6 protein-coding genes are annotated in these 7,266 nt (G+C 45.8%); 3 read left to right on the top strand and 3 right to left on the bottom strand.

The features are described from left to right. Positions 1-87 precede the first annotated feature (87 nt). Both ureC and QZ938_RS06025 read left to right on the top strand, forming a co-directional pair. Positions 88-1,860 carry an urease subunit alpha gene (gene ureC / locus QZ938_RS06020; RefSeq protein ID WP_293347336.1) on the top strand — a complete coding sequence of 591 codons (1,773 nt, stop codon included), beginning with the start codon at positions 88-90 and terminating at the stop codon, positions 1,858-1,860. A 536-nt stretch (positions 1,861-2,396) separates the two neighbouring features. Continuing rightward, complete coding sequence (locus QZ938_RS06025; protein WP_293363137.1) at positions 2,397-2,876, top strand: hypothetical protein; 480 nt, start codon at positions 2,397-2,399, stop codon at positions 2,874-2,876. Positions 2,877-3,018: 142 nt separating this feature from the next. Here the strand turns inward: QZ938_RS06025 and crtB are convergent, their stop codons facing one another. Both crtB and pds read right to left on the bottom strand, forming a co-directional pair. Continuing rightward, positions 3,019-3,948: a 15-cis-phytoene synthase CrtB gene (crtB, locus tag QZ938_RS06030; protein WP_293153157.1), complete on the bottom strand. Its 930-nt coding sequence runs from the start codon at positions 3,946-3,948 to the stop codon at positions 3,019-3,021. A gap of 208 nt (positions 3,949-4,156) precedes the next feature. Continuing rightward, entirely contained in the window at positions 4,157-5,530 is a 1,374-nt protein-coding gene (gene pds / locus QZ938_RS06035) for a 15-cis-phytoene desaturase (protein ID WP_293337421.1), read from the bottom strand. 270 nt (positions 5,531-5,800) lie between these two features. Here pds and QZ938_RS06040 point away from each other — a divergent pair, with 270 nt between their 5' ends. Further along, positions 5,801-6,439, top strand: coding sequence for a restriction endonuclease subunit R (locus tag QZ938_RS06040; protein WP_293153163.1), 639 nt, complete (start codon positions 5,801-5,803; stop codon positions 6,437-6,439). A gap of 128 nt (positions 6,440-6,567) precedes the next feature. Here QZ938_RS06040 and QZ938_RS06045 read toward each other — a convergent pair whose 3' ends face one another. After that, the gene (locus tag QZ938_RS06045; RefSeq protein ID WP_293347330.1) at positions 6,568-7,062 is read right to left on the bottom strand and encodes a hypothetical protein; all 495 of its coding nucleotides are present in this window, start codon (positions 7,060-7,062) and stop codon (positions 6,568-6,570) included. Positions 7,063-7,266 lie beyond the last annotated feature (204 nt).

Raw genomic sequence — 7,266 nt, forward strand, 5'->3', positions numbered from 1 at the left:
CTAACTTAGATTGAGTAACTCTGGGCATAGTATAATTTAAGCGAGCCTCAACTGCCAACTAAAAAATTATTTATATTAGGAGAAAGCATGAGTTACAGAATGGATCGCCGCGCTTACGCGGAAACCTTCGGGCCGACAACGGGCGATCGCGTGCGGTTAGCTGATACTGAGTTATTCATAGAGGTTGAACAAGATTTCACAACCTACGGGGATGAAGTTAAGTTTGGCGGGGGTAAAGTGATTCGCGATGGCATGGGACAGTCGCCTATTTCTAATGCTGACGGTGCTGTTGATACGGTAATTACTAATGCTTTGATATTGGATTGGTGGGGGATTGTCAAGGCAGATATTGGGATTAAAGATGGCAAGATCTTAAAAATTGGGAAAGCCGGAAATCCTTACATTCAAGATAGGGTTGATATTATTATTGGGCCCGGAACGGAAGTAATTGCTGGTGAGGGAATGATTCTGACGGCGGGGGGAGTTGATACTCACATTCATTTTATTTGCCCGCAACAAATCGAAGTGGCGATCGCCTCTGGAGTCACTACCATGATCGGCGGCGGCACTGGCCCAGCAACGGGTACAAACGCTACAACTTGCACTCCGGGGCCTTGGCATATGTACAGAATGCTGCAAGCAGCCGATGCTTTCCCGGTGAATCTGGGATTTTTAGGTAAGGGAAATAGCAGTCAACCTCAAGGATTAGTCGAGCAAGTTTTGGCCGGTGCAATGGGTTTGAAGCTTCATGAAGATTGGGGAACTACGCCAGCAACGATCGACAATTGTTTGAATGTAGCTGAGGAGTACGACGTGCAGGTGGCAATTCACACAGATACTCTGAATGAAGCGGGATTTGTGGAAGCTACAATTGCTGCGTTTAAAAATCGGGCTATTCACACTTACCACACAGAAGGTGCTGGCGGCGGACACGCACCGGATATTATTAAAGTGTGCGGCCAAGCTAATGTTTTGCCTTCGTCTACTAATCCGACTCGCCCTTATACTGTCAACACTTTGGAAGAACATTTAGATATGTTGATGGTTTGCCACCATTTGGATCGGGGGATTCCTGAGGATGTGGCTTTTGCTGAGTCGAGAATTAGAAGGGAAACTATTGCTGCTGAGGATATTTTGCACGATTTGGGTGCTTTTAGTATGATTTCTTCTGATTCTCAGGCCATGGGAAGAGTTGGAGAGGTGATTATTCGGACTTGGCAAACGGCGCATAAGATGAAGGTGCAAAGGGGGAATTTACCCCCCCTAGCCCCCCCTTACCAAGGGGGGAATTTACCCCCCCTAACGCCCCCTTACCAAGGGGGGGGAATAGAGGGAGGAAATGATAATTTTCGGGCGAAGCGGTATATTGCAAAATATACAATTAATCCGGCGATTACTCACGGAATTAGTCAGTATGTGGGTTCGGTGGAAGAGGGTAAGTTGGCGGATTTGTGTTTGTGGCGGCCGGCGTTTTTTGGGGTGAAACCGGAGTTGGTAATTAAGGGTGGTGCGATCGCCTACGGGCAGATGGGGGACGCTAATGCGAGCATTCCGACGCCGCAGCCGGTGCATATGCGGCCGATGTTTGGCAGCTTTGGGGGGGCAATTGGGGCGACTTGTTTGACGTTTGTTTCGCAGGTGGCGCGCGATCGAGATATTGCAGCACAGCTCGGTTTAAAAAAGCCAACTGTAGCAGTTTCCGGGACACGGCAGATTAGTAAAAGAGATATGAAACTCAACGATTATTTGCCGTATATGGAAGTCGATCCGGAAACCTATGAAGTGAGGGCGGATGGACAATTGTTGACTTGCGAACCGGCAACTGTTTTGCCAATGGCGCAGAGATATTTTCTGTTTTGATTTGTTGTGCAGCCTCATCAAAACAATCCCAAAATCCCGTAGGGCGGGTTCACCAAACATCTATGAAATCCACAAACAATCTCATAAACCCGCCCCATACCTGCGATTATTTACATGAACATTTTACCAATAAATTATGGTACAGTTGTATTGTTTGTCGGGCGGGGGCGGGTTTGTGAAATTATTCATTTTTACCGTAAGTTGTTGGTGAACCCGCCCCTACAAATTTGGTTTCAATAGCCTCATCAAAACAATTCCAAAATCCCGTAGGGGCGGCTTCACCAACCATCTATGAAATCCACAAACAATCTTCTAAACCCGCCCCAGCCCCGCGATTATTTACATGAACATTTCGCAATAAATGATGGTAGATTTGTATTGTGGGTGGCGCGGGGGCGGGTTTATGAAATTATTCATTTTTACCGTAAATTGTTGGTGAACCCGCCCCTACAAATTTGGTTTAATAAGATAACAAATTGTTCTAACACGGCAAATTATGAATTACCAATTACAATTACCAATTACCAATTAAGCTTATGCTATATTTAGCCCAAATACAAAAAAAGGAAATTTCAGATGAGATAAGTCTGCAATTGCTGGCTTGTCAAAATTCTGATGAGACATGGGCTATGGTTTTTCAAGAAGCTGTCTTGACGCTACCGCCAGATTGCGATCGCAATGTTTTAAATGAAGGGATGCTAGTATTAGCAGATATTGGCGAAAATAGCAAGATTTTGTTGCATATTCAAACGGCTACAAACTGGGTGCTAGAATTAGTTCAGAAGTATTTAACAACAGGCTTTACTCCCGATTTTTTGCAACAAGAAGCCCAGAAGGCGGAAGGGTGGCGGCAATCTCTCACCTTGCAAAGTCAAGAGTTGTCTCGCCGCTTTATCGAAGTTGAAGCCCGCCGCGAACAAATTCAAAATTTAGAGGCCAAACTACAACAGGAAAAGGAATTGCTCGAAAGTACGATCGCCCAATTGAAAAATTCACCCACTGCACCACCAATTTGATTTAGATTAACACAAAACAGTTAAGGACACGGCAGTGCCGCGTCCCTACAAATCTCATTTGCAATTTGCTGGACATCATAAAATTTGTAACTTGACAAATAGCCCTTACCCCTTGCCGAATCGCCAGCCAAATTGCCTGCTGCTAAAGCACTTTTGACTTCAACCAAGCGGCGGGGAGACACAGCAGTTTCTGAGAATTGGTAACGTAGGCCCGCTTCTGAAACACATCGTACTGATTGCGCTCGATCGCATTTAAGATCTTACTGTACAGCATTGTCGCAGCCCAAACTGTCCAGCGGATATCGGGACTCAGCACTTTAATTCCCGGTTCGGCGCTGGCGTATAATTTGCGAGCTCGCTGAATTTGAAAGCGCATCAATTCCCGCCAGCGGTTGTCAATTACACCGTTGAATAAGTCTTCCTCAGTGTAGTTAAACAGCGCTAAGTCTTCTAAGGGAATGTAAATGCGGCCACGACGGGCATCTTCTCCCACATCGCGCAGAATATTCGTCAACTGCTTGGCTATACCGAGGGCGACGGCTTCTTCTTTGGGAATTCTATTCCCCCAGTGCCAATTCCAATTAGCAGCAGAGTTGGATTCGTCTACGCCCATCACAGACATCGACATCAGCCCGACAGTGCCGGCTACTCGGTAACAGTAAAGATTGAGCTCTTCAAAAGTTTCGTAGCGACTGCGGTACAAGTCCATTTGCTGGCCCGCAATCATCTCTCGAAACGGCTGAATGTCGATCGGGAAACGAGACAGCGTATCCACCAAAGCCACGTCATAATCATCGTGGGGATGGCCCGCAAACACAGATTCTAGGCGTTTTTCCCACAAATTTAGCGTTTCAGGGGTCGTAGCCTCAGAACCAGGCCCGTCTACGAGTTCGTCGGTGCGGCGGCACCAGACGTAAATCGCCCAGATTGCCCGACGCTTGGCTTCGGGCATGAGTTGAGTGCCTAAATAAAAATTTTTGGCATAACTCGCTGTGACTTGGCGGCACAGTTCGTAGGATTCATCCAAAGAGGCCAGAGTTCTCATGCACTGGAGTTTTGACAGTTGCAGCATCCGAGAATAAGAAATTTAAAGATTAGAACTGACATTCCCCCGTTGAGACAACAGGAGATTCTTTTACGTCTTGAGGACTTACGCATCTGAACAAAGAAACTGGGTTTTTGAACCGAGATTGAGGGTTTTAAGCAAATATTTTGGCTAAAAACCCGGTTTCTGGTCGCCCGTGCGTCAGCCCCAGTCTTTATGAAAAATTCTTAATTTTTCATTTTTTATTGGCAGTTGAAATAGCCTGCGCTGTCAGCTTACCAGAAAGCACGGCACCTTCCATACTCGCAAGATAACGCTGCATTGTATAATCCCCCGTTAGATAGAAATTGCTAATCGGAGTTGTTTGCGAGGGACGGCATTCCTGGCGTCCGGGGGTGGCTTTGTAGACGGAACGTGGGGTTTTGACTACGTGATATTTGAGCACCTTGGCGGGTTCTGGGATTTGATCGGGAAAGAGTTTTTCTAACTCGACCATTGTGGCTGCGACGATATCTTCGTCGGATTTGCCTATCCAGTCCTTTGCCGGTGCGAGTACCAATTCCAGCATGGATTTGTCTGGGTTGGCATATTCGCGGCAGGTGTTGCTCATGTCGGCGTAGACGCTCAGCAAGGGCGATCGCGAGAACAGCAAATGGTCGATATCTGTCAGCTTGCGATCGAACCACAAGTGTACATTAATCACCGGTACTCCCTCCAAACCTTCGAGCTTTTTGAAATAAGCCATTTCGCCCCAAGGTTTTGGCATCATCAGCTTCAGCGGGTCAACCGGCATCGCCGAAACGTAAGTATCGGCCGTCAGAATTTCTGACTGTGCCCCCTTGACGCCGCCAATCTGGAAACCGCGCACCGTGTTGTCATCATTGAGCAAAAACTCTCTGATGGGTGCATTCAGCCGGACTTCGCCACCGCGTTCAGTTATGTAGTCTACCATCGGCTGGCACAACCTCTCCGTAGGGGAACCGTCTAAAAAGGCCATTTTCGAGCCTTTTGTCTCTTGCAAGAAGCGGTTGAGGGCTGTCAGCAGAATGGTTGCAGATATTTCGTGGGGATCGATGAAGTTGAGCGCCTTGGACATGGCGATGAATACTTCTTTTTCGACTCTGGGGGGGACATTTTGCTTTTTCAGCCAGTCTGAAAAAGAGTATTTGTCCATTTCTTCGACGTATTTCTGGCCTTGAAGTATCGCCGGAATCAAACCAATGCCGAAACTGATTTTTTCGGCCCAGGTGAGCATATCGTTGTTTCTGAGGATAGCCACAAGGCCATTCAACGGAGCCGGAATATTGGGAAAATCAAAGCGAGAATAGGTTCCGGGCGTTTCCGGCTGATTGAAAATCATCGAGTGTTCTTTCCATTGCAGCCTGTCTTCAATGTCAAGTTCTTTGAAGAGTTTCAGCATATTTGGGTATGCACCGAAGAAGATGTGGAGGCCGGTTTCGTACCAGTCGCCGTCTGCATCTTTCCAGGCGGCTACTTTACCGCCGAGTACGTCCCGACTTTCTAGGAGGATGGGGGTGTGACCCGCATCGGTAAGATATTTAGCGCAGGAAAGTCCTGCTAAGCCTGCTCCGGCGATCGCAACTCGCATTTGATACTACTTGGCCTCTGTGTTCGCTTCGTTTTCATTATACTTTACAACTCGTTACAATATTTTGGGGAAATCTATAGGGAAACGGCACTGCCGTGTCCGGTGCGGGGACTCAGAAACCGGGTTTTTGCCAGAAAACTTGGTAACACAATCCAAAAACCCCAAACAACCCGGTTTCTTTGGTATGTGTGCGTAATTCGCGATCGACGAAAATTTAGTAAGTTTTGTTATTATAAACTAAGAATGAATTTTGATAAATCAATTAAGTTTATGGTACAAACAATTCAAGCTCGAAATGTCACGATGTACGACTTGAGAACAAAATTTGGAATTAAATTAGTCAGAGATGACCAATTCTTTCGCGAGTGGCAGGATAATTTGCCAGAAATCTCAGAAGCTGAGAAACAGCGATTAGACAGAGTGCAAGCCAGTTACACAAATTTGCTAGAATATCCCCCGCTTCTAGAAAATACAGTCAAAATGGTAGTATTGTCTCCATTATTAGACTTGGCTGATTTTTATCTTGCTCCTTTTCACGTTACTTCAGAAAAGTCTGTAGAAATTATTGACGAAGATGAAGGAATGATTGTCAGGGGACAGTTGGATGTTTTAGCCTTGTTTCAGGAGTTTTGGGTAGTAGTTATCGAGTCCAAGAAAGCCGCGTTCTCTTTGGAAGTAGGGATTCCGCAGTTGCTAGCTTATATGTTAGCTAATCTGAAGAGCGATCGACCTACTTACGGATTGTTAATGAATGGGGCAGATTTTCTATTTGTCAAATTAGTTAAGGGGGAAACACCGCAGTACGCTTTTTCTCGGAAGTTTTGCCTTTTAAATCCAGGGAACGAGTTGTACACCGTGCTGAGTATTTTGAAGCGCCTCGGCGAGTTGAATGTGGGTAATCTGGCTTAGTCGGGGAATCAGAAACCGGGTTTTTTTCCGAAAGTCTTTGGTTTTCACCCACAGATTCAGTAAAAAACCCGGTTTCTTTGGTTGGAGTGCATAAGTCTTGAAATGGATGATTTCAGGAGGTTCCCCAGTTATACCGCAAAGGTGCGATAGGCCGCTAATGCTGCATCTTTCACGGTTTCTGGCACAATGGGAAAAGTAGTCAAAATATACGCAAATTCGGCTTCGGTTAATCCGTAAAGGTGGGCGATGATGCCGTCTAATTCCGCTCGCAATTGATAGCGTTTTGTTTCATCGGTAACACCTTCTCGGTGGGAGTTTAAGCCGACTTCTCGGGCTAATTCGTCAAATTCTGGGGTGGTGCAGATCAGTTTGGCGGCGCGCTGTACGATGTCGGTGAAGTATTTGTCACCTGATGTTAATCTTGGGACAGGCATTTGATAAATGAAGAAAAAGGTAAGATTTGTCGTTACTCGCTGTCTAAAAGCACAATCAATTACATAGCTATTCATCACTGACATAAAAAATAGTTCAGCTTGACAATCAGGTTGTAACTGTTCGCTATATCTGATGACCGCTGTTGGCAACTTATGATTGCAAAAAACTTCTCTTGGCAACATAGTCATAATCATTGTTCGAGAATCGGTGTTTCTAGCAATATCTCTAAATGCCAGACGATAAGTTTGATAATCTAGCTTTTGTCCTATAGCCTTTCTCAGAAAGATGAGGTACAATGTTACTGACACTTACTCATGATGATTAAACAGAGAAGACACGATCTAATTAACTACAGTTACATGGTTCAGTAAACCAGGCGAAAGCGATAGAAC

The sequence above is a fragment of the Microcoleus sp. CAWBG27 genome (genome assembly GCF_020883145.1).
GTDB lineage: Bacteria > Cyanobacteriota > Cyanobacteriia > Cyanobacteriales > Microcoleaceae > Microcoleus.

What these genes read in the sequence shown, in the direction of transcription:
- crtB (WP_293153157.1), bottom strand. Translation starts at nt 3,948, where the DNA reads ATGCTGCAACTGTCAAAACTCCAGTGCATGAGAACTCTGGCCTCTTTG.
- QZ938_RS06040 (WP_293153163.1), top strand. Translation starts at nt 5,801, where the DNA reads ATGGTACAAACAATTCAAGCTCGAAATGTCACGATGTACGACTTGAGA.
- ureC (WP_293347336.1), top strand. Translation starts at nt 88, where the DNA reads ATGAGTTACAGAATGGATCGCCGCGCTTACGCGGAAACCTTCGGGCCG.
- QZ938_RS06045 (WP_293347330.1), bottom strand. Translation starts at nt 7,062, where the DNA reads ATGACTATGTTGCCAAGAGAAGTTTTTTGCAATCATAAGTTGCCAACA.
- pds (WP_293337421.1), bottom strand. Translation starts at nt 5,530, where the DNA reads ATGCGAGTTGCGATCGCCGGAGCAGGCTTAGCAGGACTTTCCTGCGCT.
- QZ938_RS06025 (WP_293363137.1), top strand. Translation starts at nt 2,397, where the DNA reads ATGCTATATTTAGCCCAAATACAAAAAAAGGAAATTTCAGATGAGATA.